Origin of the sequence: Liquorilactobacillus oeni DSM 19972 (genome assembly GCF_001436275.1) — a bacterium.
Classification (GTDB): Bacteria; Bacillota; Bacilli; order Lactobacillales; family Lactobacillaceae; genus Liquorilactobacillus; species Liquorilactobacillus oeni.
The window spans coordinates 192,127-216,982 of record NZ_AZEH01000039.1; the positions used below are offsets into that span (position 1 = coordinate 192,127).

General features: G+C 38.7%; 24 protein-coding genes. 22 read left to right on the top strand and 2 right to left on the bottom strand.

Annotated elements, in window-relative coordinates; all coding sequences use genetic code 11:
- Positions 1-105 precede the first annotated feature (105 nt).
- From msrA to FD46_RS06150, 4 genes are all read left to right on the top strand, one after another.
- Positions 106-636 (top strand): peptide-methionine (S)-S-oxide reductase MsrA, encoded by a 531-nt coding sequence (msrA, locus tag FD46_RS06135; protein ID WP_057896285.1) that lies wholly within the window; start codon positions 106-108, stop codon positions 634-636.
- 40 nt (positions 637-676) lie between these two features.
- The gene (locus FD46_RS06140; RefSeq protein WP_057896286.1) at positions 677-1,552 is read left to right on the top strand and encodes a YitT family protein; all 876 of its coding nucleotides are present in this window, start codon (positions 677-679) and stop codon (positions 1,550-1,552) included.
- A 41-nt stretch (positions 1,553-1,593) separates the two neighbouring features.
- Entirely contained in the window at positions 1,594-2,496 is a 903-nt protein-coding gene (locus tag FD46_RS06145) for a deoxyribonuclease IV (protein WP_057896287.1), read from the top strand.
- A 121-nt stretch (positions 2,497-2,617) separates the two neighbouring features.
- A complete protein-coding gene (locus FD46_RS06150; RefSeq protein WP_057896288.1) occupies positions 2,618-3,631 on the top strand; it encodes a lipoate--protein ligase in 1,014 nt (337 codons plus the stop codon).
- Positions 3,632-3,641: 10 nt separating this feature from the next.
- Here FD46_RS06150 and FD46_RS06155 read toward each other — a convergent pair whose 3' ends face one another.
- Entirely contained in the window at positions 3,642-4,451 is an 810-nt protein-coding gene (locus FD46_RS06155) for a pyruvate, water dikinase regulatory protein (RefSeq protein WP_057896289.1), read from the bottom strand.
- Between the two features lie 223 nt (positions 4,452-4,674).
- Between FD46_RS06155 and rpsU the strand changes: the two genes are divergently transcribed.
- From rpsU to clpB, 17 genes are all read left to right on the top strand, one after another.
- On the top strand, positions 4,675-4,860 hold the full coding sequence (rpsU, locus tag FD46_RS06160; RefSeq protein ID WP_003690207.1) for a 30S ribosomal protein S21: 186 nt from the start codon (positions 4,675-4,677) through the stop codon (positions 4,858-4,860).
- 22 nt (positions 4,861-4,882) lie between these two features.
- Entirely contained in the window at positions 4,883-5,326 is a 444-nt protein-coding gene (locus FD46_RS06165; RefSeq protein ID WP_057896290.1) for a GatB/YqeY domain-containing protein, read from the top strand.
- A gap of 195 nt (positions 5,327-5,521) precedes the next feature.
- On the top strand, positions 5,522-6,505 hold the full coding sequence (locus FD46_RS06170) for a PhoH family protein (protein ID WP_057896291.1): 984 nt from the start codon (positions 5,522-5,524) through the stop codon (positions 6,503-6,505).
- Positions 6,505-6,984, top strand: a complete 480-nt coding sequence (gene ybeY / locus FD46_RS06175; protein WP_057896292.1) for an rRNA maturation RNase YbeY — start codon at positions 6,505-6,507, stop codon at positions 6,982-6,984. The genes FD46_RS06170 and ybeY overlap by 1 nt, the downstream gene beginning before the upstream one ends.
- A complete protein-coding gene (locus tag FD46_RS06180; RefSeq protein WP_057896853.1) occupies positions 6,968-7,363 on the top strand; it encodes a diacylglycerol kinase family protein in 396 nt (131 codons plus the stop codon). Before ybeY ends, FD46_RS06180 begins: the two co-directional genes overlap by 17 nt.
- An 18-nt stretch (positions 7,364-7,381) precedes the next feature.
- A complete protein-coding gene (gene era, locus FD46_RS06185; RefSeq protein ID WP_057896293.1) occupies positions 7,382-8,284 on the top strand; it encodes a GTPase Era in 903 nt (300 codons plus the stop codon).
- Between the two features lie 40 nt (positions 8,285-8,324).
- Positions 8,325-9,104 carry a DNA repair protein RecO gene (gene recO / locus FD46_RS06190; protein WP_057896854.1) on the top strand — a complete coding sequence of 260 codons (780 nt, stop codon included), beginning with the start codon at positions 8,325-8,327 and terminating at the stop codon, positions 9,102-9,104.
- Positions 9,105-9,388: 284 nt separating this feature from the next.
- Positions 9,389-10,306, top strand: coding sequence for a glycine--tRNA ligase subunit alpha (gene glyQ / locus FD46_RS06195; RefSeq protein WP_057896294.1), 918 nt, complete (start codon positions 9,389-9,391; stop codon positions 10,304-10,306).
- A 2-nt stretch (positions 10,307-10,308) separates the two neighbouring features.
- Complete coding sequence (gene glyS / locus FD46_RS06200) at positions 10,309-12,387, top strand: glycine--tRNA ligase subunit beta (protein ID WP_057896295.1); 2,079 nt, start codon at positions 10,309-10,311, stop codon at positions 12,385-12,387.
- 137 nt (positions 12,388-12,524) lie between these two features.
- A complete protein-coding gene (gene dnaG / locus FD46_RS06205; RefSeq protein ID WP_057896855.1) occupies positions 12,525-14,369 on the top strand; it encodes a DNA primase in 1,845 nt (614 codons plus the stop codon).
- A gap of 12 nt (positions 14,370-14,381) precedes the next feature.
- Positions 14,382-15,509 carry an RNA polymerase sigma factor RpoD gene (gene rpoD / locus FD46_RS06210; protein ID WP_057896296.1) on the top strand — a complete coding sequence of 376 codons (1,128 nt, stop codon included), beginning with the start codon at positions 14,382-14,384 and terminating at the stop codon, positions 15,507-15,509.
- A 280-nt stretch (positions 15,510-15,789) separates the two neighbouring features.
- Complete coding sequence (locus FD46_RS06215; protein WP_057896297.1) at positions 15,790-16,707, top strand: PLP-dependent cysteine synthase family protein; 918 nt, start codon at positions 15,790-15,792, stop codon at positions 16,705-16,707.
- A gap of 13 nt (positions 16,708-16,720) precedes the next feature.
- Positions 16,721-17,860 carry a trans-sulfuration enzyme family protein gene (locus tag FD46_RS06220; RefSeq protein WP_057896298.1) on the top strand — a complete coding sequence of 380 codons (1,140 nt, stop codon included), beginning with the start codon at positions 16,721-16,723 and terminating at the stop codon, positions 17,858-17,860.
- Positions 17,861-18,039: 179 nt separating this feature from the next.
- Positions 18,040-18,738 (top strand): tRNA (adenine(22)-N(1))-methyltransferase, encoded by a 699-nt coding sequence (locus tag FD46_RS06225; protein WP_057896299.1) that lies wholly within the window; start codon positions 18,040-18,042, stop codon positions 18,736-18,738.
- On the top strand, positions 18,731-19,846 hold the full coding sequence (locus FD46_RS06230; RefSeq protein ID WP_057896300.1) for a Nif3-like dinuclear metal center hexameric protein: 1,116 nt from the start codon (positions 18,731-18,733) through the stop codon (positions 19,844-19,846). Before FD46_RS06225 ends, FD46_RS06230 begins: the two co-directional genes overlap by 8 nt.
- Positions 19,847-19,873: 27 nt before the next feature.
- Positions 19,874-21,121 (top strand): peptidase T, encoded by a 1,248-nt coding sequence (gene pepT / locus FD46_RS06235; protein WP_057896301.1) that lies wholly within the window; start codon positions 19,874-19,876, stop codon positions 21,119-21,121.
- Positions 21,122-21,231: 110 nt separating this feature from the next.
- Entirely contained in the window at positions 21,232-23,841 is a 2,610-nt protein-coding gene (gene clpB, locus FD46_RS06240) for an ATP-dependent chaperone ClpB (protein WP_057896302.1), read from the top strand.
- A gap of 302 nt (positions 23,842-24,143) precedes the next feature.
- Here the strand turns inward: clpB and FD46_RS10700 are convergent, their stop codons facing one another.
- Positions 24,144-24,638, bottom strand: coding sequence for an MFS transporter (locus FD46_RS10700; RefSeq protein WP_338040983.1), 495 nt, complete (start codon positions 24,636-24,638; stop codon positions 24,144-24,146).
- Between the two features lie 71 nt (positions 24,639-24,709).
- Here FD46_RS10700 and FD46_RS10705 point away from each other — a divergent pair, with 71 nt between their 5' ends.
- Positions 24,710-24,853: a hypothetical protein gene (locus tag FD46_RS10705; protein WP_338040984.1), complete on the top strand. Its 144-nt coding sequence runs from the start codon at positions 24,710-24,712 to the stop codon at positions 24,851-24,853.
- The last annotated feature ends 3 nt before the right edge of the window (positions 24,854-24,856 follow it).

Below are 24,856 nucleotides of genomic sequence, written 5' to 3' on the forward strand. Positions count from 1 at the left end.
TATAAGTGCTGTTTTTTTTTCTGTTAAAATAAAAGGGTTGGGTTTCTTGCTGAAAAAATAAATTTAAGTTATCTTATAAATGTAATTAAGTTGGGAGAAAAATAAATGAGTGAAAAAAAAGATACTGCAATTTTTGCTGGAGGGTGTTTCTGGTGCATGGTTAAGCCTTTTGATCAGCAGCCGGGCATTCTTAAAGTAGTTTCTGGATATACAGGCGGGCATGTACCTAATCCTACCTACGAAGAAGTTTGTGCACATACGACGGGCCATACCGAAGCTGTTAAGATTACCTTTGACCCAGAGATTATTTCTTATGCTAGATTGGTAGAAATTTATTGGCAGCAGACAGATCCGACTGATGCTATGGGCCAATTCCAAGATCGCGGAGATAGTTATCGGCCTGTAATCTTTACAAATAGTAAAGAACAAAGAAAGACCGCGGAAGCTTCTAAGAAAGCACTTGCTGAAAGCGGTCGGTTTAGCGATCCGATTGTTACTAAGATTGAGGATGCACAACCTTTTTATAAAGCTGAGGGATATCATCAGGAATTTTATAAAAAAAATCCTGCTCGATTTTCCCTTGAAGAAGGAGAAAGAGAACGCTTTAAGAATAATTATTGGGGTGCGAAAAAATAAAAACAATCAGGCAGCATAAAGAGAAGAAGGAGTGCACCTTATGGATGAAATCCAGCGTATTTGGAGAAGACATCAATATGTAGCACGAGCATCAACAGCTTTTATCTACGGTATTCTTGTTTCAATAGCAATGAATTTTTTTTGGACTCCGGGGAAAATTTATTCTTCCGGGATTACGGGGCTTGCTCAGCTTTTAGAGACTATTTCCAGGAATCATGGGGCTTTTCACCCTTCAACAGCCTTTTTATTATTTGCATTGAATATTCCTCTTTTTTTGCTGGCATGGTTTCAAATCGGGCACCGTTTTACATTTTTTACCTTTCTTGCAGTTATCTTTTCCAGTATTATGATCAAATTGTTAGAGCCGAATACTTTGACAACAGACCCGATTATCTGTGCTATTTTCGGTGCGGCAATTAATGGTTTTGGAACCGGATTAGCTTTAAAGAACGGAATTTCGACAGGAGGTCTGGACATTATTGGTCTTACGCTGCGAAAAAAAACCGGAAAAAGTATTGGAACAATTAACATTTTCTTTAATGCATTTATTGTTTTAGCTGCGGGGGCAGTTTACGGCTGGCCATACGCTTTTTATTCAGCTCTGGGCCTTATTGTTAATGCTCGTGTAATGGATATGGTCTATACAAGACAGCAAAAAATGCAGGTAGTGATAGTAACGACGAAGCCTAAAAGTGTAGTGGACTGCATTCAAAGCCACATGCGGCGTGGAATCACGATCGTGCATGGGGCTGAAGGCGCTTATAGACACGATAAAAAGGTCATTCTCTTTACTGTTATTTCCCGCTATGAGCAGCAGGAGCTGAAAGATGCAATGGAAGAATCGGATCCGTATGCCTTTGTTAGCATTTCAGAAAATGTACAGATTATGGGACGGTTTTATGAACCGGAACCCTGATTTTTAAAACTTGATAGGGAAATTAAAAAGGAGTGTTTTGTATGTTGTTAGGTTCTCATGTTGGAATGAAGGGGTCGAAAATGCTGCTAGGCTCAGCCCAAGAAGCTTTTTCTTATCATGCTAACACTTTTATGATTTATACTGGTGCACCGCAAAATACACGTCGTAAACCAATTTCGGAAATGAATATTCCTGCAGGTAAAGAATTTATGGCAGAACATGATTTAAGCAATATTGTAATTCATGCCCCATATATCATTAATTTGGGTAATACGAAAAAGCCTGAAAATTTCAGTTTTGCTGTTTCTTTTTTAAAAGATGAAATTAAGCGTGCAGAAGCACTGGGAGCAAGACAAATGACCTTTCATCCGGGCGCGCATGTTGGAGCTGGCGTACAAGCTGGAATTGCTAATATTATAAAAGGGCTAAATGAAGTCATCACACCAAAACAAGATATACAGATAGCTATTGAAACAATGGCAGGCAAAGGAACAGAAGTCGGCAGAACTTTTGAAGAGCTAGCGCAGATTATCGCTGGGGTTACTTACAATGAAAAGCTTTCAGTTACTTTGGACACTTGTCATACAAATGATGCTGGGTATAATGTTAAAGAAGATTTTGACGGTGTTTTGAATGAATTTGACCATGTCATTGGTTTAAAAAAGTTAAAGGTAGTACATATCAATGATTCAAAGAATGAAAGAGGAATGCATAAAGATCGGCATGAAAATATTGGTTTTGGTACAATCGGCTTCCCAGCTTTGAACTATATTGTGCACCATCCACAACTTGAAAAGTTGCCGAAAATTATGGAAACTCCTTACGTCGGTCCAGACAAGAAGAACAAGTTTGCGCCTTATGCGTTTGAGATTGCAATGTTTAAAAATCAGACATTTGATCCACAAATGCAGAAAAAGGTTGTTGAGCAAAAGGGAAAGTTATAATTGATAAGGGCTGAAACCTGTGATTCTTACAGATTTTGGCTTTTTATATTGTATTGGTCAATATGAAAGCGCTATAATTTATGCTTGAAACTTGCTTATATTTTGATTGGAGGAGATTTTGATGAAGTATGTAGTGATGCCCACAAGGGATATCAGACGTAATCTTGCTACTGAACAGTATTTGATGGAAAGCAATAAAATAAAGCCGCCTTTCATGTTATTTTATATTCAGAAACCATGTATAATTGTTGGCCGCAATCAGAATACGCTTGAAGAAATAAACGAGGACTATTGCCGTAAACATAATATCGTTATTACCCGTAGGCTTTCAGGTGGCGGAGCAATGTATGATGATCTGGGTAATTTATCTTTTAGTTTTGTAGTTCCGAAAGATAGAAGCATTTTTGGCGACTTTGCGAGTTTGGTTAATCCTGTTGTTTCGGCGTTGCATGAGATGGGAGCGGTGAAAGCAAAGATTACAGGCCGCAATGATATTGTGATTGAAGGAAAAAAATTTTCAGGGAATGCAATGTATACAAAAGGAGAAAAGACTTTTTGCCATGGAACCTTAATGTTTGATGTAGATACCTCTGAAGTAGTTAAAGCACTGGATGTTCCGGCAGATAAGATTGCTTCAAAAGGTATTAAGTCTGTTCGCAGCAGAGTCACAAACTTAAAACTTTATTTGAACAAGGAATACCAAAAAATTTCCATTTATAAATTTCGGGATATTTTAATTCAAAAAATACTTAAAGCTGATTCTTTGAGCAGTGCACAGCAGTCTGAATATCAACTGGATGAAGAAGATAACTCACAAATAGATAAGCTGGTAGAAAAATACTATGCAAATTGGGACTGGGTTTACGGCAGGTCTCCGCGGTTTACTGTGAAAAAGAGAAAACACTTCACAAATGGTACGATTGATGCTCGATTTTTGGTAGAGAAAGGCTTGATACGCGAAATTAAATTTTACGGTGATTTCTTTGGAACTCGTCCAGTCAGTGAATTGCAGGAAAAAATAAAAGGAACGATTTATGATCATTCCCATATTTTTACAATTTTAGATAGTCAAAAACTGGATGACTTTTTTTCAGGGATTCCGCAAAGAAAAGTTGCCGATTTTCTCGCAGGCTGAATACTTATTTTTAAAGAGGCAGACTTTCTGTAATGAGAGTAGCAGTTTCTTCAATTGACTTATTGGAAACATTGATCACTAAACAACCGATTTTTTTATACAGCTTTTCAGCAAACTTTAATTCTGCTTCAATGTTTTCCAGATTAGAATAGTTTGTCTCGGGATTAAGTCCATAAGTAACTAAACGTTCCTTACGAATGTTATTTAAGACTTGCGGATCATTTGTTAAACCAAAGATTTTTTGTGGATCAACTTGCCATAGTTCTTCTGGTATATTTGTCTGAGGGACAAGCGGCAGGTTTGCGACTTTATAGTTTTTATTAGCAAGGTATAAAGAAAGCGGCGTTTTAGAAGTACGTGATACGCCTAAGAGAACAATGTCAGCTTGCAAAAAGCCTTTAGGATCTTTACCGTCGTCATAAGTAACAGCAAATTCAAGTGCCTCAATTCGATTAAAATAGGTTTTGTTGAGCTTGTGGTTTCGGCCAGCTTGATAAAGCGGAGTTAAACCGGTTTTTTGGCTGATTGTATTGATAAGTTTTGACATTCCGTCAAGAACGTAAAGATTATTGTCTTTGCAAAATTGGTTGACATATCCTGCCAAGCCTTTACCTACTAGGGTGTGGACTACAAATGCATTAGCACGCTTTGCTTGTTCCAAGATGCCGGCAAGCAGTGAAGTTGTTTTTGATAATGGAAAACGATGATAAGTAAATTCTACTTCTGGAAATTGCACAGTTGCCGCGGTTGCAAGGTTGTACGCAGTTTCACCAATTGAATCAGAAATGATATAGACGGTCATTTTTTCCTTTTCTGCCATATTTTTACCTCCAACAAATTACGATTTTTTATCTTATACTGATTATACAGGATAAAAGGATAAGTAAGAAGAAAGAACTAAAAAATGAAATTTTTTAATTTGTTAGCGAAGTTTTATTGACGCACTATAAAGCTTTATGTATAATGGTTAAGAACTGTTAAAAGTTTGTGTATTTATGCAGAATATAACGGTTACATTTTAAGCTCGGAGGGAGGGAAACAAAATGTCAAAGACAGTTGTTCGTAAAAACGAATCTCTTGATGATGCTCTTCGTCGCTTCAAACGTACCGTTTCAAAAACTGGTACTTTACAAGAATACCGTAAACGTGAGTTTTACGAGAAACCTAGTGTGAAACGCAAGAAAAAATCTGAAGCAGCAAGAAAGCGTAAAAATAAGCGTCGTTTCTAATTCCTAAGGAGGATAAGAACTGATGAGCTTGCTTGATTCATTGAATAGTGATTTAAAGATTGCAATGAAGGCTCATGATAAGGAGACTTTGAGTACTGTACGGATGCTGAAAGCAGCTGTTATGAACGAACAGATCAAGGTTGGTCAGACTTTGACTTCTGATGAAGAGGTCAGTGTTCTGTCACGTGAGTTGAAACAAAGAAAAGATTCATTAACAGAGTTTTCGCAGGCTGGCAGAGATGACTTGGTTTCTGGACTTAAAAAAGAAATTAAAGTTGTTGAACGTTATTTGCCGAAACAGTTGAGTGAACAAGAAATCAATCAGATCGTTAAAGAAACAATTTCGCAGGTTGGTGCTTCTTCAAAAGCTGATTTTGGGAAAGTGATGGGAACAGTGATGCCGAAAGTTAAAGGCAGAGCTGACGGCAAGCTTGTAAATTCCGCTGTAAAATCGCTATTAGGCTAATTTTAATAATGTTTATATAATAAGGACTTGGAGCAAAGTTAATACTTTTGTTCTGGGTCTTTATTTTTGCTGCAGTGCAAGCTTGAAATGAAGTTCTTAAAAAAGAAAAAGCTTAATAAAGCAGCCATACTTTCGCCGATAACTTTTTTATGCTATGATTTGCATATAATGCTTAATTGAAGGAGCCTATGCGTATTGGCTGAAGAAAAGTTAGTTGAAAAAGAATTTAAATTAGAGGATTCTCAACAAAGCGCTGCTTTACTCGGAGCACAAGACAAGTATGTAAAATTAATCGAAGAAAATCAAAATGTAATTATAAGTCCCTTTGGTGATAAAATTAAGGTAAAGGGACAAAGGGATGCTGTTGAACAGACAGTAGCGATTTTTGAAAAGTTAGCGGCTGTTTTAAAGCAGGGGGTGGCATTGGGAAATGCTGATGTCCTTTCGGCTATTAAGATGGCAGAACGCGGCACGCTCACCTATTTTACAGACCTTTATACGGATACTTTATTGTGGGACCAAAAAAAACGACCTATTCGTGTCAAAAGTTTTGGCCAGCGACAATACGTAGAAGCTATCAGAAACAACGATTTGGTTTTTGGAATAGGCCCAGCGGGAACTGGTAAAACCTTTCTTGCTGTTGTAATGGCAATTTCAGCTTTGAAAAAGAACCAAGTCGAAAGAGTAATATTAACAAGGCCGGCTGTGGAAGCAGGTGAGTCTCTTGGCTTCTTGCCGGGTGACCTTAAAGAAAAGGTTGATCCTTACTTACGTCCTATTTATGATGCCTTACACGCAATTTTAGGTAAAGAGCATACAGAACGGCTCCTGGATCGCGGGGTTATCGAGATTGCACCGCTTGCCTACATGCGCGGGCGCACCTTGGAAAATGCTTTTGTGATCTTGGATGAAGCTCAAAATACCACAAGGGCTCAGATGAAAATGTTTTTAACCCGTTTAGGATTTGGTTCTAAAATGGTAGTGAACGGTGATAAGACGCAGATTGATTTACCGCGCGGTCATAACCAAAGCGGCTTGATAGATGCACAAAAAGTTCTCCAAGGGAAATCGCATATCGCATTTGTGAATTTTGATGCGGCTGATGTTGTTCGTCATCCAGTTGTCGCACAAATCATTAAAGCTTATGCGGAACAAGGAAAAAAAGAGGAGCAAGTGTAGTGGACTTAGAAATTTTTGATGATACTAAAAAGGTACCAGCAGAAAGAATCAAATTGATTCGCGAAGTACTTGATTTTGCGGGAGAATACCTTAAATTACCTAAAAATACTGAAATGTCAGTAACGTTAATGAACAATGAAAAGATTCACCAAATTAATAAAAAATATCGCGGTGTCGACAAGCCGACAGATGTGATTAGTTTTGCAATTGAAGAAGAAAGTGATGACGATACACCAATCATTTTGCCTGCTGGTGCCGAATATGACGTTCCAAAAAACATTGGTGATATTATGGTTTCTGTAGATAAAGTAAAGGAACAAGCAAAATATCTTGGACATTCCGAGGAAAGAGAACTTGGTTTTTTAATAGTCCATGGATTCTTACATCTTAATGGATATGATCATATGCGTACAGAAGACGAAGAAGTTATGTTTGGCTTACAACGAAAGATTTTAGATGCTTATGGACTTAAAAAATAGAAAAAAAAAGTGGAAGCACCGCCATCTATGTCAGTCGTTCAAACATGCTTGTGTGGGTATTAAAACGGCTTGGCTTGATGAAAGAAATCTGCGTTTTCATTCACTCTCAGCTGTTTTAGTAATTTGTTTAGCGTGGCTTTTGCAAGTTACTGAGTTTGAATGGCTTTGGCTGTTACTTTGTATTGCCCTTGTTTTTATAAGCGAACTTTGGAATACCGTTTTGGAAAATGTGGTAGATCTAATAACTGACTGTAAATACAATGCTTATGCAAAGAAAGCCAAAGATGTAGCTTCTGGGGCAGTTTTTGCTGCTGCAATTTTTGCAGTTGTCAGCGGTGCTGTTATTTTTATACCGCATATATATACTTTATTTTGGTAAATGAAGAGAGGTTAATTGATGGAAAGCAAAATGCATTCCGGTTTTATTGCAATTATTGGCAGGCCAAATGTCGGTAAGTCGACTTTTTTGAACCAGGTAGTCGGTGAAAAAATTGCAATTATGAGTGATAAAGCTCAGACTACACGAAATAAGATTCAAGGTATCTATACAACTGCAGATACACAGATTGTTTTCATTGATACTCCGGGTATTCATAAACCGCATAGCCGCTTGGGTGATTTTATGGTGCAATCTGCTCTTTCAACTTTAAATGAAGTTGACGCACTTATTTTTATGGTTAATGCTGTCGAAAAAAAGGGCAAGGGCGATGAGTTTATTATCGAACGCCTCAAACAGGTTAAACAGCCTATTTTTCTTGTAATTAACAAGATCGATCAAATCCACCCTGATGATCTGCTTAAAATTGTGGAATCATACCGCAAAGAACTGGACTTTAAAGAAGTTTACCCGATTTCAGCTCTTAAGGGCAATAATTGTGATGAATTAGTATCAGCTCTAGCCGAAGAATTGCCGGAAGGTCCCCAATTTTACCCTGATGATCAGATTACAGATCATCCAGAGCGTTTCATTGCGGGCGAATTGATTAGAGAACAAGTCTTAAAATTAACTCGTGAAGAAGTGCCGCATTCCGTGGCTGTTATTGTTGAGAGGATCAAACGTGAAGACGATGAAAAAGTATTAGTGCAGGCCACGATTATTGTTGAACGCGGTTCACAAAAGGGTATCTTAATTGGTAAGGGTGGCAAAATGCTCAAAGTGATTGGAACACGTGCTCGTAAGGAAATAGAACATCTTTTAGGTGATCGTGTTTATTTGGAATTATGGGTTAAAGTTCAGGATAACTGGCGCGATAAAAAAGCTGATCTGCAAGCTTTTGGTTATAAACAAGATGATTATTAATTAGCCGCGACGGAGGTGGACAGTTTTGGGAACAACCAGAATGGCTGAGTTTAAAGGAATAGTCATGTTTCGGCGTGATTATCGTGAACGGGATATGCTGGTCAAAATCCTAACTGATCATTATGGGTTTAAAATGTTTTTTATTCGGGGCGCACGTAAAAGAGGCTTTAAAATGGGCGCCTCTATACTGCCGTTTACCACCGCCATTTATACCGGCACAATTAATGACGAGGGACTTTCTTTTATAGATGCTGCTAAAGATGTTTCTCAATATCAAAAAATTTGTCAAGATATATTGCTGAATGCATATGCTACCTATATTTTAGGACTGGTTTCTGCAGCTTTTGGAGATGCGCGTGCGCTTGGAAGATGGTATCCGAAAACTGTTGCAGCACTTGGAGCAATCGATCGCGGACTGGATGCAGGGGTCGTGACGAATATTGTGGAATTGCAATTACTAGCAAATTTCGGGGTTAAACCTAACTTAAAACGATGTGTCATTTGTGGGCAAACACAAGGAGAATTTGATTTTTCTGAAAGTTATGGCGGTCTTCTTTGCCGGAAACACTGGTCCGTAGATACTAACCGGATGCATTTGGATAAACGTACTGTCTATTTTATACGCTTTCTTTCAAGTGTTGATCTTCTGCGTTTAAATTCAATCAGTCTCAAAGAAGAAACTAAACAAAAATTGCGTTATGTACTTGATCAGATATATAACAATGACGTAGGGCTTAATTTAAAGCCCAAGCATTTTTTAGATGAGATGTTGAAGGGATCACAAAATATTTTGAATTCCCATTTTGGGATTGACAAATAGTTATTTGTCAATTATTCTAATCTTGGAATATAAGGGCAATGATGAAAAAGAGTGACAAAAACAGATTTATTAGCGAACCCGAAGCGGTGAAAGCGGGTAGTCTGGTTTGTTGTTGGCGTTTTTGGAGCCTTAAAGAAATTAAGTTGCCAGCGTTCAGCTGGAAATAGGGTGGAACCGCGATTATATCGAATCGTCCCTATGCGACCTTTATTGTGGTTGCATAGGTTTTTTTATGCTTCCATCTTGTTTGAGATCAAATCGGTAAAATTATGAGGAGGGATAAAATGTCTAAGAAATTAACCTTGCAAGACATTATTTTGACACTGCAGCAGTTTTGGGCAAAACAAGGCTGCATGCTGATGCAGTCATACGATACTGAAAAGGGCGCTGGTACCATGAGTCCTTATACTTTTTTGAGAGCAATTGGACCTGAACCATGGGATGCTGCCTACGTAGAACCATCGCGGCGTCCTGCTGATGGCCGCTACGGTAAGAACCCTAATCGTCTGTATCAACATCATCAATTTCAGGTTATTATGAAGCCGTCGCCTGAAAATATTCAAGAGTTGTACTTAGACAGCTTGCGGGCTTTGGGAATTGATCCTAAGGAACATGATATTCGTTTTGTTGAAGATAACTGGGAAAATCCTTCAATGGGCTGCGCTGGTGTCGGCTGGGAAGTTTGGCTCGACGGAATGGAAATTACACAGTTTACTTACTTTCAACAGGTCGGCGGTCTGGAAGTTCGTCCTGTAGCATCTGAAGTTACATACGGGCTTGAAAGACTGTCTTCTTATATTCAAGATGTTAATTCTGTATTTGATCTTGAATGGTCTGCTGGGGTTAAGTATGGTGATATTTTCGGAGAGCCCGAGTATGAACATTCAAAATATTCTTTTGAAGAAAGCAACCAGGAAATGCTGTTCAAGCTTTTTGATACCTTTGAAGCAGAAGCAAAAAAACAAATTAAAAATGGCTTGGTACATCCAGCATACGATTACGTTTTAAAATGCAGCCATACATTCAACCTTCTGGACGCACGGGGGGCTGTTTCTGTAACGGAACGTGCGGGATATTTGGCCCGAATTCGCAACATGGCAAAGTCTGTCGCAAAGGCTTTTGTCGCAGAACGTAAAAAACTTGGATTTCCGTTGATTAAGGATGAAAAAGAACGTGCAAAATTGTTGAAGGAGGACAAGTGATTATGAGTCATACATTCTTACTTGAAATTGGATTAGAAGAGATTCCTGCACATGTGGTTACCCCTAGTGCTAAACAGCTTGCAGAACGTTTAACTGCATTCTTTAAAGAAGAGCGCCTTACTTTTGGTACCATAGTCTCTTTTTCAACTCCACGTCGATTGGCAGTTAAGGTTGAAAATCTTGCCGATAAACAGGCTGATATTGAAGAGGAAGCAAAGGGACCGGCAAAAAAGATTGCGCTAGATAAAGATGGAAATTGGTCTAAAGCTGCAATCGGGTTTTCGCGCGGTCAGAAAATGACGCCGGATGATATATTTTTTAAGGAGTTAAAAGGAGTCGAATACGCTTATGTTAAGAAGTTTATTGCAGGAAAAAGCGCAGCGGACATTCTAAGGAATGTTTCCGATGTTGTTTCTGGAATGACTTTCCCGACTATGATGCGCTGGGGACATAATGATTTTAAATATGTACGTCCGTTGCGTTGGCTGGTAGCACTTTTAGATGAGGATGTTATTCCGTTTCAAATTCTGAATATTAAAAGCGGACGCGTTTCACAAGGACATCGTTTTTTGGGAAAAGCAGTCAACTTAAACGATGCCGCTTCATATCCTACAGTCTTAAAGAAGCAATATGTAATTGCAGATGCCCAAGAGCGTAAGCAGATGATTGAAAAACAACTGGAAGAGCTTTCTCAAAAAAATAACTGGAAAATTGTAGTTGATCCGGAGTTATTGGAAGAAGTTAACAACCTTGTAGAGTATCCAACTGTTTTTACAGGACATTTTGCTTCTAAGTATCTGGAAATTCCAGATGAAGTCTTGATAACTTCAATGAAAGATCACCAGCGTTTCTTCTATGTCTTGGACAAAAAGGGTTCTTTGCTGCCTAACTTTGTTTCTGTACGTAATGGTAATAGTGAACATTTGGAGAATGTTGTTGCAGGTAACGAGAAAGTTTTGACTGCTCGTTTAGAAGATGCAGCATTTTTCTTTCATGAAGATCAAAAACATTCAATTAAAGATTATGTGGAGCGGCTTAAAAAAGTCATGCTCCATGATAAGATTGGCACGGTTTATGAAAAGATGGAGCGTGTCCGGTTATTGTGCAAGAAATTTGCCGGCATTCTTAAACTTTCAGCTCCTGAAGAAGAAGCTTTGCTGCGGGCGGCACAGATCTATAAGTTTGATCTGGTTACTGGTATGATTGGAGAATTTTCAGAATTGCAGGGTATCATGGGAGAAAAATATGCATTGCTGCAAGGAGAAAACCCTGCTGTTGCAACTGCTATTCGTGAACATTATCTGCCAGTTTCAGCTGAAGGTGAATTGCCTGAAACTGTTGTTGGTGCTGTACTTGCTATTGCTGACAAACTTGACAGCATTATGGCTTTTTTTGCTGCAGGAATGGTACCGACAGGTTCAAATGATCCGTATGCTTTAAGAAGACAGGCTACAGGCATCGTCAGAATTCTCTTGTCCCGAAAGTGGAATCTTTCAGCCGCTGATTTGACAGCCGCTGTGCGGCAGAATTTTGAAGAGGAACCTGCTCTTTATGAAAAAATCGCGCCGCAAAAGAGTACCAAAAATGTTGAAGAATTTATTGTTGAACGCATCAAGAAACTTTTGAACGCTCTGCCTTACGATTATGACGTGGTGGAGGCAGTTACCGCCTTTACTGATAACTCATTTATTTCAATAACAAGTGATGCTGAAATTTTGCAAAATCACAAGAACGATAGTGATTTTAAAGAAACTATCGAAGCTTTAACCCGGGTACTGCGTCTTTCTAAAAAAGCTGCCAAGAAAGATTTGACGGCTGTAGACGAAAAATTATTTGAGAATCAAGCAGAACGTCAATTGCAAGAAAGCATTGTAAAAGTTGCTGCTGAAAGTAAAGGGAAAAACAATACGGAGTTTTATCTGCTGCTTAAAAGGTTGCGTCCAGTAATCAATGAATATTTTGAACAAACAATGGTAATGACGAAAGACGAAAAACTGCAAGAAAATCGTCTTTCCCAGCTTTCACAAATAGCTAAGCTGACTGCTCGTTTAGGCGACTTGACGAAATTAAACGTTAAGTAGTTTAGAAAAAAAGTAATTATTTGCTTTTTATTAATGATATTGTATAATTAACTATGATTGTATTTTTGGAAAAGTCGCACTAGTTGTGCGGCTTTTATGTCCTTGAAGTATTTTTGGAAGTTAAGCGGGGTGACTTTTTGAGCCGCAGAATACCTGAAGAAGTTATTGAAAATGTCAGATCGAACGTTAACATCGTTGATGTAGTGAGCCAATATGTGCAGCTTAGCAAGTCAGGCAAGAATTTCTTTGGTTTGTGTCCCTTTCATGAAGAGAAGACGCCATCCTTTTCAGTTAGTGAGGAAAAACAGATCTTCCATTGCTTTTCCTGTCATCGGGGAGGAAATGTTTTCAAATTCATTATGGAAGTCGAAAATGTCAGTTTCCCTGAGGCAGTTTTACGGGTTGCAGAATTAGGCAATGTCCAGCTGGATGATGAACTGCTTAAATTTCGCTCAGATTCAACTGAGAATGAATCTTCAGACGCAACAAAGTTAAAAAACCTTTATAATGAAGCAGCTAAGCTTTTTCATCATATTTTAGTAAATACTGTAATGGGTGAAGATGCAATGCAGTATTTGTTAAAGCGCGGTTTAACTGCTGAAATGATAACAGAATTTAACTTAGGTTTTGCACCTGATAAACAATTACTGCTGCCTTTTTTGCAGGAAAAAAAGGCGGATCAGGACTTACTGCACAGATCAGGGCTTTTTATTGAAACAACCGAGGGTAAATTAAGAGAACGTTTTAGAAATCGGATTATTTTTCCAATTCGGGATGCCCAAGAAAGAACAGTCGCTTTTTCCGGTCGGTTGTTGGAAAAAAATTCAAACTTGCCTAAGTATCTCAATAGCCCGGAGACTGCTATCTTTAATAAGCGCAAGCTTTTATTCAACTTCGATAAAGCTAAGGGTGAAATTAGGCAAAAGAAGTTTGCTATTTTATTTGAGGGATTTATGGATGTTCTTGCCGCCTATCGCTCAGGTATCAAGAATGGAGTGGCTTCTATGGGTACCAGTTTAACGAACGAACAGGTCTATCTGCTGGAAAGGGCAACTCAAAAGCTGTATATTTGCTATGATGGAGATGTTCCGGGACAGACTGCAACTGCACGTGCCCTTTCGTTATTGGATCCAGTTACGAAAATGACACTTGGAGTTATTCGAATGCCTGAAGCACTTGACCCTGATGAATATGTGCAGAAATATGGGACGGATGCTTTTAAAGAAATTGCACAGAATACACATGAAACGGCGCTTGCTTTTTACCTGCATTACTATGAACAGGGGCGCAACCTTGACAATGAGGATGATCAGCTTGCTTATTTAGCAGATGTTTTAAAACAACTTGCACAAGTTATCTCGCCTGTTGAACAAGATATCTATCTTAACCAGCTGGCGAAACGTTTCGGTTTAGAAAAAAGCAGTCTTTTGTCGCAGCTCAATGAGTTTATCCGTAAGACCGGCAAGAATAGGAAAAAAGTTCAAGCTACTGGTAAAAAAGGGTTGCTTGCATCTAACCCAGAAAAAAAGAAAAGTTACGACAAGGTCGAAAAAGCTGAACGTTTGTTATTGTATCGTTTATTGCATAGCGCTAATATTAGGTTAAAGCTGCGTCAGCTTACTGGTTATTCTTTTGTTCATGATGCTTATCAAGAGCTTTATACAATTGCGGAGGGGTACTTCAATGTCTATCCTGAGTATGAGACTGCACGTTTTCTTGATTTTCTGGATGATGATGGGTTAAGGCAGCTTTTGATTGAACTGGAACTTGAAAATTATTCAAGAGAGGAAAATGAAGAAGAATTTTCCGATTGTGTTAGTGTAATTATGCGACAGTCACCCCTAGAACAGCATATCAAAGAGATAAAGCAACAGCTGGCAGACGCTAAGAGGATGAATAACGAGAAACTTATAACAAAATTGACGATTGAATTAGTCGCATTGCTGCGACGGCAGCAAGAGGCAAAATCAGCATCATTATAAGGAGGCCATCCAATGGCAAAAGAAAATTTGAACAAAGGGACTAAAAATTCTGCTTATACTAAGGCTTTACAGAGTTTGATTAAAGAATATAAGCCCAAAAAACAGATTAATTATAATGATCTAACCAAAAAGATGGTTGCTCCTTTTGAATTAGAAGCAAAACAAATGGATGAACTAGTCCAAGTGGTTGAAGATGCAGGTATTTCTGTGGTAGATGAGAAGGGCGAGCCCAGCGAGGCAAGTTTAAAGGCTGCTACCAGTGAAGCAAAGAAAGCTTCAAATGACCGTGATGTTTCAGCGCCGGTTGGAGTTAAAATCAATGATCCTGTAAGGATGTATTTGAAAGAAATAGGACGGGTAAATCTGCTGACTGCAGACGAAGAAGTGGCTTTGGCACTGCGAATCGAAAAACACGATGATGAAGCAAAACAACGACTTGCTGAGGCTAACTTGAGACTTGTTGTTTCCATTGCCAAACGGTATGTTGGACGTGGAATGTCATTCTTGGATTTAATTCAAGAAGGTAACATGGGTTTAATGAAAGCTGTTGAAAAATTTGATTACCGTAAAGGCTTCAAGTTTTCAACTTATGCAACGTGGTGGATAAGACAGGCAATTACACGTGCAATCGCTGACCAAGCAAGGACTATTCGAATCCCTGTTCACATGGTAGAAACAATTAATAAGCTTATCCGAATCCAGCGGCAGATGCTCCAAGACCTTGGGCGTGAACCGGTGCCAGAAGAAATTGGTGCTGAAATGGATATGCCAACTGATAAAGTACGTGAAATCTTAAAGATCGCACAAGAACCGGTTTCTCTTGAAACGCCTATTGGAGAAGAAGACGACTCACACCTGGGGGACTTTATAGAAGATAGCGATGCAACGAGCCCAGCTGACCATGCAGCTTACGAACTATTAAAAGAACAGCTTGAAAGCGTCCTTGACACTTTAACTGATCGGGAAGAAAATGTGCTGCGCTTGCGTTTTGGACTTGATGATGGGCGCACTAGGACCTTAGAAGAAGTAGGCAAAGTGTTTGGTGTTACTCGCGAACGGATTCGCCAAATAGAGGCAAAAGCTCTGCGTAAATTACGTCATCCCTCACGTTCAAAACAATTAAAGGACTTTTTGGAATAGAAAATAGTTGAATTTAGAACTTGCTTTTTTAAGTTTTAGATAGTATTATTCAGATAATGAGAAAAGAGGTATGGTAATGACTGTTTCAACTTTTAAAATGACTAGTAACTGCTGTAGCTGTCGCATTCCGCGTGTTAGTGGAAAGGATGCGGCCGTTTTAGGGTGGAGTCATTTTAAGAGGGACTTCAGAAGTTAGAAACTGCCATTAAAACCTTAACGCACTAGGCGCGGATCTAAATTAGATCCGCGCTTTTTTGTTATTTTTAAGGAGGAAATGTAAATGATTTACCATTCAGTTAAAGAATTGATTGGAAACACACCTTTGTTTGAACTTGAAATAGAAGTTCCTAGGGGGTCACGTATCTTTGCTAAACTTGAAATGGACAATCCAGGGGGGAGCATTAAGGATCGCCTTGGCTTTTACATGATTGAACAAGCATTTAAAGAGAAAAAATTACAGCAGGGGATGACAGTTATTGAGCCTACAGCAGGAAATACCGGGATTGGAGTTGCCTTGGCTGCTGGCCACTATGGGCTGAAGACAATCCTTGTGGTTCCTGAAAAATTCAGTCAAGAAAAACAAACGCTGATGAAAGCATTAGGTGCTAAATTAATACACACGCCTAGTGAAGATGGAATTGTTGGGGCTATAAAAAAAGCACAGGAATTGGCAGCAGAAATTCCTGACAGTTATGTACCGATGCAATTTAAGAACTTAGATAATCCGGAGACATATTATCGCAGTATTGCACCTGAAATTACTCATGAAATGAAAGAAAATGGATTAGAAATTAACGGCTTTGCTGCAGGTGTTGGCAGCGGGGGAACGTTTGTGGGAATGGCACGATATTTTAAAGAACTTTCTGTCAATATTCAAACAGCAATTGTTGAGCCTGAAGGATCTATCTTAAATGATGGCCCACAGCACGCCCATCGAACTGAAGGGATCGGAGTTGAATTTGTTCCTCCATTTTTGGAAAAAGACAACGTTGATCATATTTTTACAATTAGTGATACTGATGCATTTACATTGGTAAAAAAAGTTGCAAAAGAGCAAGGACTATTTATTGGCAGTTCAAGCGGTGCTGCTCTTACAGCAAGTTTGAAACTGGCAGCAATTTTACCACCTAAAAGCAATATCGTGACCGTTTTTCCAGATAGCAGCGAACGTTACCTTAGCCAAAAAATATATGATTAAAAGGGAGAAAAGAATGAAATTTAATACAAAATTAATTCATGCAGGTATTAGTCAAGATAAAGCTACAGGGGCAGTTAATGTACCTATTTACCAGACTTCAACATATAAGCAGCAGGAATTGGGCGGTACACCGCAATATGAATATTCACGTACTGGAAATCCAACGCGCGAAGCAGTTGAGAAGCTAATTCGAGATCTAGAAAATGGAACTGCTGGTTTTGCATTTGCATCTGGTTCCGCTGCAATTCATACGATTTTTACTCTTTTTTCAGCTGGAGACCATATTATAGTTGGAAATGATGTTTATGGTGGAACTTTTCGGTTAATCAATAGTGTCCTTAAACGCTTGGGACTACAGTTTACAACCGTTGATACGCGAAATCTTGCAGCCGTTAAAGATGCAATTAAAGGAAATACAAAAGCTATCTATCTTGAAACACCGACTAACCCTTTAATGCAAATTTCAGATATCGCTGCATTAGCTGAAATTGGACATCAAAACAAGCTTTTGACGATTGTTGACAACACTTTTGCAACACCATACATTCAACGGCCCTTAGATCTGGGAGCGGATATCGTAGTACACAGTGCATCAAAATATTTGGGGGGACATAGCGACTTGGTAGCAGGGCTTGCTGTTGTCAAAGATAAGGAATTAGGACAGAAAATCGGCTATCTTCAAAATGCAATTGGTGGGATCCTAGGGCCGCAGGATAGCTGGCTGCTGCAAAGAGGAATTAAGACTTTAGCGGTTAGAATGAAAGCACACGAACAAAATACGCAGGCAATTTTTGATTTTCTACATGCTAATGATAAAATCGGGAAAATTTACTATCCAGGTGATTCTGAAGCACCAGATTACAAAATCGTAAAAAAGCAAATGAACGGTTTTGGGGGGATGATTTCCTTTGAATTGAAGAAAGGACTATCAGTTAAAAAGTTCATTGAGAGCCTTAAATTGATTACTCTTGCTGAAAGTCTCGGTTCAGTCGAAAGTCTTGTTGAGGTGCCGGCAATTATGACACATGGATCAATCCCTGAAAAAATTAGGTTAGAAAATGGTATTTCAAATGAACTAGTACGTTTATCAGTAGGAATAGAAGAAGTTTCTGACTTATTAGCAGATTTAAAGAATGCGTTAGAAAAGGCATAAAGAGAATTTTGCATAAATAGCTGAGTTTCGGGAAAATATCTTTTTTATAAAGCATATTGTGTAGCTTTTAAAAGAGATACTTTTTCTGAAACTTTTTTGCTTGTATTAAAAAAGCTTGGGCTTTTTTTATTTGAAAATTTTCGCTATACTTAAAATTATAATACTAAGGAGTGTGCTAAATGGATGCTAGACATTTATCCAAACGGTTGCTTAAGGTAGCTGCACATGTGCCGCTGAATGCAAGGCTTGCAGACATTGGTTCTGATCATGCATATCTTCCCGCATATTTGGCTTTAAAGGGATGCATTACATATGCTGTTGCTGGTGAGATTGCTGAGGGCCCTTATCTTAATACTCTGCATGAGATTCGAAATGAAAACCTGACAAAAATTGTTCAAGTCAGGCATGCTGATGGACTGGCCGCTGTTGAGAAAACAGATCAGATTGATACAATCACTATCTGTGGAATGGGAGGACCGTTAATAAGAAATATCCTTGAAAATGGCAAAGGAAAACTAAGAATGCATCCTAAACTGATCTTACAGCCGAATGTTGGAGAAGCGCAGGTCAGGCGCTGGTTAAATATTAACAGATACCATTTAACAGCTGAAGAGATTATTGAAGAAGATAAACATATCTATGAGGTTCTAGTTGCTCAGTATCAGCCTGAAGCGAAAACGCCCAGTGAACTTGATTTTCAATTTGGTCCGTTTTTACGCAAACAAAGGGACCCTGCTTTTTTAAAAAAATGGCAAGCAGAAGCAATTAAGCTAAAAAAAGTATTAAAGCAGCTGGAAAAAGCGCGAGAAATGCCTCTAGCTCAGCAGCAAAAAATGCAAAACGAAATAAGACAGATTGAGGGTGTTTTAAGTGACTAAAGTACGAGATGTTATTCAAAGATTTGAATTGTTTGCACCAAAGGAAATGGCAGAACATGGCGATCCAATCGGGTTGCAACTTGGAAGCCTTGATGCTGATGTTCATCGAATGCTAATCTCACTTGACGTGCGACCTGAAGTTGTTGCTGAGGCAATTCGTGAGAACGTCGATTTTATTTTTGCACATCACCCAGCAATGTTTCACCCGGTGAAAAGCTTTGATCTCAGTGTACCGCAAAACGCCATGTATGCTGAACTGCTTAAACATAATATTACCGTCTATGCGGCGCATACAAATCTTGATAATGCGAATGGCGGGATGAACGATTGGCTGGCAGCTGCTCTTAAGCTGGACTCTACGAGGCCTCTTTTGCAGATACATGAACTTCCATTGCTTAAGCTAGCGGTGTTTGTTCCAAAATCTGCAGCGGAAAGTATGAGAAAAGCACTTGGCGAAGCTGGTGCTGGTCAAATCGGTGAGTATCAGCAATGCTCCTTTTCATCAATAGGACAAGGTAGGTTTACTCCGTCAGCTCAAGCACATCCTGTGATTGGAAAAAGTTTACGACCAGAGCAGGTTACCGGAGAAAAAATTGAAGTTACCCTGCCTTATCGGCTTAAAGATAAGGTCCTTACCGCAATGCTGTCCGCCCATCCTTATGAAAAGCCTGTTTTTGATCTCTTTACTGTTGGAGGTTTGGGGGAAAAATACGGAATGGGACGTGTCGGAGAACTTAAGCAGAAAATGACGATCATAGAGTTTGCTGAGTTTTGTAAGCAGGTCTTTTCCGTTCCGCATCTGCGTGTAATTAGTAAAGATTTACAACAGAAGGTAAAAAAAGTTGCAATTCTTGGCGGCAGCGGAGGCCAATTTTATCCTGAGGCGCTTAAAAGCGGCGCCCAGGTTTATATTACAGGAGATATTTCATATCATACAGGGCACGATATTTTGGCAAATGGGTTATCTGTGTTTGACCCAGGACATCATATTGAACAGATTTGTAAAACGAGGTTAAAACAAAAGTTTGATGTGTGGAATAAAGAAGAGGATTGGCAGATAGAAACTGTTTCTTCTAAACTGAATACAGATCCTTTTAAATTTATTTAAATTAAAATTAATTAAGGAGTTTTTAAAATGGCCAAATATACTAAATTAGTTCCGCGTTTTATTGCCTATGCGAAAGAAGAAACACGTTCGGATGAAAATTCGCAAACGATTCCTTCAACTCGCTCACAGGTGGAATTTGGCAAAAAGATTGCTGCACAATTAAAAGGGATTGGACTGGAAAAAGTGCATCTTTCAGAAAAAAGCGGTTATGTTTTTGCTGTTCTGCCCAGTAACCTTGAGAGTAATGCGGAGGTTAAAAAGATTGGTTTTATTGCACATATGGATACTGCAGATTTTAATGCTAAAGATGTAAACCCGCAAATTGTTAAAAATTACGATGGCAAGTCAGTCATTAAGTTAGGCAATGGGCATTATGAACTGAATCCGCAGGAATTTCCAAACTTAAAGGATTATAAAGGTCATGATTTAATCACTACTGATGGCAATACTTTATTGGGCGCGGATGATAAATCCGGGGTGGCAGAGATTATAACTGCTGTGGAATATTTGACAGAGCATCCCGAAATAAAGCATGGTGAGATTGAGATTGGTATTGGACCTGATGAAGAGATCGGCACAGGTGCTGATAGATTTGATATTGCTGATTTTGGTGCACAAATCGCTTATACTGTTGATGGCGGGCCACTCGGCGAATTAGAATATGAAACTTTTAATGCTGCTCAGGCTAAGCTTAAAATTAAAGGTAAGAATGTGCATCCAGCGACTGCAAAGGGTGTTATGGTGAATGCTCTTCAGCTGGCAGTTGACTTTCATGAGCAATTGCCTTCTAATGAAGTACCGGAAAAAACTGATGGTCGCCAGGGATTCTTCCATCTTGTCCAGTTAAATGGAACGGTGGATGAGGCTGAGTTGGTATATATTATTCGTGATCACGATCGTGCTAAATTTGAAGCACGTAAACAGCTTTTTCGTGAAATTGCAGCTAAAATGAACAATGCAGCCGGTCAAAAGAGATTGATGCTTGATCTGAAAGATCAATATTACAATATGCGTACAGTTATTGAAAAAGATATGACGGTTGTTGAACTGGCGAAACGGGCAATGAAAAATTTAGAGATCGAACCGGTAATTTATCCTGTTCGCGGCGGTACAGACGGTTCAAAGATTTCATTTATGGGCTTGCCGACACCTAACCTTTTTGCAGGCGGAGAAAATATGCATTCACGTTTTGAATTTGTTTCAGTTCAAGTAATGGAAAAAGCAGTTGATGTCATCCTTGAGATTATCAAGATAGCAGCAGATCAAAATAATTAACATGAACACACGTTCGTAATATAATATAGTTAAGAAGTGGTGTTATTACGAGGAGCCGTCAGATTAATTCTGGCGTTTTTTGATTTTCAGCATCACAGAAGGGAGAAAGTATGCAAGAAGATAAACTTACTAATGCAGCACAGTCAGCTTTAGCAGAAGCACAACATATTGCTGTAATACGAAAACAACAAGAAATTGATATTCCACAACTCTTTAAAGTAATGGTTCAGCCAAATGAATTTGGAGCTAACCTTTTTAAACGTGCTGGGATTAAAGTTTCAGGGCTGGAAAATGAGCTTGATAAAGAACTTGATCAAATTCCTGTTGTTGAAGGTCAAGTTGCTTATGGACAGACCTTTGGACAGAATTTATTTCAGTTACTGCAACAAAGCGAAGAGGTCAGAAAGAAACTGAATGATGAATATATTGCCCTTGACACGCTCGCTTTGGCATTAATGAAATTACAATATCAGCCACTAAAATTATATCTTGAAAAAAAAGGATTAACATATAAAAAATTATTAAAAATTGTCCAGGATTTACGAGGAGGAGAGCGTGTGACATCGAAAAATCAAGAAGAAAACTATAAGGCACTTGAAAAATACGGAATTGATTTAGTTAAGCAAGTTAGAAGCGGTAAACAGGATCCTGTAATTGGCAGGGATGAAGAAATTCGCGATGTTATACGTATTTTGTCACGTAAAACTAAAAATAACCCTGTATTGATTGGAGAACCTGGCGTAGGGAAAACAGCGATTGTGGAAGGTCTTGCACAACGAATAGTTCGAAAAGATGTTCCGGATAACTTAAAGGACAAAAAGTTATTTTCTCTAGATATGGGTTCTCTGATTGCTGGTGCTAAGTATCGTGGCGAGTTTGAAGAACGATTAAAGGCAGTTTTAAAGGAAGTTACTAAAAGTGAAGGGCAAATTATTCTGTTCATTGATGAAATTCACAACATAGTAGGAGCAGGAAAGACTGAAGGAAGTATGGATGCTGGCAATCTCTTGAAACCAATGTTAGCCCGAGGAGAGTTGCATCTTATCGGAGCAACTACACTGGATGAGTATCGCGAATATATGGAAAAAGATAAGGCTCTTGAGCGCCGTTTTCAACGTGTACTGGTTCAGGAACCAAGCGTTGAAGATACGATTTCTATTTTGCGTGGCTTGCGGGAACGCTTTGAGATTCATCATGGAGTGCGGATCCATGATAATGCAATTGTGGCAGCAGCTACACTTTCAAACCGCTACATTACGGATCGCTTCTTACCGGATAAGGCGATTGATCTGATTGATGAAGCATGCGCTACGATCAGAGTTGAAATGAATTCAATGCCTACTGAACTTGACCAAGCAACACGGCAGCTGATGCGTTTTGAAGTTGAGGAAGCAGCACTTAAAAAAGAAAATGATGAGGCTTCTAAAAAAAGATTAACAGAATTGCAAAGCGAGTTAGCTGAAACCCGTGAAAAAACAAACAAGCTTAAAATGCGGTGGGAAGCTGAAAAAGAAGATATTAAAAGTTTAAGTAATAAAAAAGGCGAATTGGATCGTGCAAAACACGAACTTGAAGAGGCCGAAAATAATTATGATTTGGAAAAAGCTGCAAAACTGCAGCATGGTACTATTCCAGAGCTTGAAAAGGAACTTAAAAAATTAGAACAGACTGAACGGCCTGATAATTGGCTGGTTGAAGAGTCCGTAACTGAAAATGAAATTGCTCAGGTCGTCAGCAGAACTACAGGAATCCCAGTAGCCAAACTTGTTCAGGGTGAACGTGATAAGCTACTGCAGCTTCCTAAAAGCCTTCATGAGCGGGTTGTGGGACAAGACGAGGCTGTAGATGCAGTTGCCAACGCCGTTTTACGTGCACGCGCCGGCCTGCAAGATCCTAATCAGCCCTTGGGAACCTTTATGTTTTTAGGTCCAACTGGGGTAGGTAAAACTGAACTTGCTAAAGCATTAGCAGAAAATTTGTTTGATTCTGAAAAGCATATGGTTCGAATTGATATGAGCGAGTATATGGAAAAACAATCCGTTTCACGATTAGTTGGTGCTGCACCAGGTTATGTCGGATATGAAGAGGGCGGACAATTAACAGAGGCAGTGCGGCGTAATCCCTATACAATTGTTTTGCTTGATGAGGTTGAAAAAGCTCATCCTGATGTTTTCAACATTTTATTGCAGGTTTTCGATGATGGACGGTTGACAGATGGTCAAGGACGTACAGTTGATTTTAAGAACACAATTATTATTATGACTTCTAACCTCGGTTCTGGAATTCTGCTTGATCAGGCAAAGAATGGACAGATCTCGCCGGAGGTAAAAAAGCAGGTCTTGAAGTTGGCACAGGCTCATTTTAAACCCGAATTTCTTAATAGAATTGATGACATTATCATGTTTACCCCGCTTAACATGGATGCAATTAAGCTGATTGTTGCTAAGTTTATTTCCAGTTTATCTAAACGTTTGGAAGAACAGGAGATTACTTTAAACCTTTCTTCAAAGGCAAAAAACTGGATTGCACAAAATGGATATGAACCTTCTTATGGTGCACGTCCGTTGCAGCGTTTTATTACTAACTATGTTGAAACTCCGCTAGCTAAACAAATTATTGGTGGAAAAATAATGCCGCATTCAGTTGTGACGATTGACCTTGGAGCTCAAGGAAATTTAGTTTTTACAGCTGAGGAAAAAGACGAAACAGCAAAAGTATAACTTCTGAAATAAAGGTTATAAAAAGAAGTTAATAGTCGTTAAACTTTGAACATTAACTATGAATTACGAACATAGTCTGAATTTAACTATAGGTAATTCATGTTAAACGGAAAAGACTGACTATTGAAACACGTTAATGTGCATATTGTAGATTAAAATAAAGGGGGCCGGGTCAAAATATATGTTTTGACCCGGCCTCTTTTTGTACTATCACCATTTTTGCCTGACAATCGGTTACCGCTACTTTTTGATACACACTCTTTTGATAGATCTTCAGGCTGTTTTTCTAGTTTCTATACAAACTATTTGCTGAATTGTCCTTGAAGGATTGCCAGTGTTAAGAAGAACAAAAGAGGCACTCCAATAGCACCAAAGGTAAATGAAAAACCGATATTTTGAATCAGCCAACCGGTTAATGGAAAAATAATGCTCATCACTAGAGAAAAAAGCGCACTTGAAACGCTTAGCAAAGTCGCTCGCTGTAATGAAGGAATCAGTTGGTTATAATAGTTGCTAAAAATCGGCTCAATTAATGAAGTCAGCAGTTGTGAAAATAAGAATAAAAGACATAATAAAGGCAGCCAATTTATCCAAGTCAAAAGCAGCAAACTAATCAAACTGCTGCTTAATAAAGAAATTAAACGTCTTTTGGAATACTTCACTTGGATTAGGGGAGTGTATCTGAGACCGCAAATGTTAATTAACGAGGATGTAATCATTAATGCAGAAATTAAGCCTCCAGAAAAATGATGTTTCTCCATTAAAGACTGAAAGTAAAAGTAATAAATTGTACACATAGTGCTGAACAAAGCGTCAAAGAGCGTCAAAGAGCATTAAATTACGTAATGGAACATTGGTTTTCAGTGTAATGACTGTTGTTTTAAAAATCGCCCTGATAGAGATTAATTCTTTTGAACCTTTTTTTGGTTTAGCAATTCACGATGGTTCTTTTAATAGAATTACTGTAATTATGCTTAAAATTTCTAAGACGATGGCACATATGTTAGTTTAAATT